Origin of the sequence: Dolichospermum circinale AWQC131C (assembly GCF_000426905.1) — a bacterium.
In the GTDB taxonomy this organism is placed as follows: Bacteria; Cyanobacteriota; Cyanobacteriia; order Cyanobacteriales; family Nostocaceae; genus Dolichospermum; species Dolichospermum circinale.
Genome location: NZ_KE384612.1, coordinates 107,426 through 108,471, shown reverse-complemented (window position 1 = coordinate 108,471; position 1,046 = coordinate 107,426). Strand labels below are relative to the sequence as shown.

Here is a 1,046-nt window from a genome sequence, read left to right as displayed (position 1 = left end):
ATTATTTTCAATTTGATATTGAGCAAAACGAATAAATTTAATATAATCATCATCTAAAGGTTGGATATTCTTTTCTCCTTCCAGTCTGACTCTACCTTTATATAGTTCTAAAAGTTCCCCAATATGGGTTAATTCCGTGATAGTTTTACCCGCTTTTCCAGTTTTATAAATCCGATTCCAAACTGAACCAGTATATTCAATATCTACTAAATATCTTTCATCTTGATTTAAGACTCTTTTGCGTTTACTCGCATTTTGAGAACTGACAGAATAAGGAGGATTTCCTAATACCACCATTACCGGAATTTCTGTTTTTACTTTTGCTGCTTGACTGGATTCTTCCGCGATAATTTGGGTAATACCAGGAATTAAATCATCTTCCTTTATTCCTGCTTCCAAAGCATTAGTTAAATAAATTTTCAATCTTTCTTCTGGTGCAAAATCATAACCTAAATCCGACAATAATAAACCTAATTTTAAATGTGCTATGGTATAGGGAGTCATCAATAATTCAAACCCAAACAGACGACTTAACAGTTTTTTGCGTCTAAAAAATTTATTCCAGCGACGAATATTAGAATCATCTATTTCATTGAGATAAATTTGTTTAATAACTGCATATAAAAATGTTCCTGTTCCGGTTGCGGGGTCAAGAATTGTGACTTTGTGATTTCCTAAACCATATTCTAAATCAAAAACTTTATCTAAAAGATCATCCACAGAACGGACAATAAAATTAACTACAGGTTCAGGAGTATAATAAACTCCTCTACTTTTTCTTAATGAAGATTCATAAGCAGCTAAAAATGTTTCATAAAAGTGCAAAACCGGGTCTTCCGTACGGGTTTCTCTCCCAAAGTTTTCTAAAATATTCGTCATATCAACTGTATTTAATAATTCTACCAAATTTTCAATTGATTGATGAATATTACTTACGTTATCGCTGTTAATAACTATGTCAAAAAAACCTTTTAAAAAAGGGATTCTATCAGTAATATAAATACCGGCTGTTGTCCGATTAAATGTAAATTGTCCAGGGTTTTGTA

The 1,046-nt window shown here is 31.4% G+C and carries 1 protein-coding gene; it reads right to left on the bottom strand.

Annotated elements, in window-relative coordinates:
- Positions 1-1,046: N-6 DNA methylase (locus ACIR131C_RS22570; RefSeq protein WP_035371882.1), on the bottom strand; the 1,046-nt coding region annotated here is incomplete at both ends.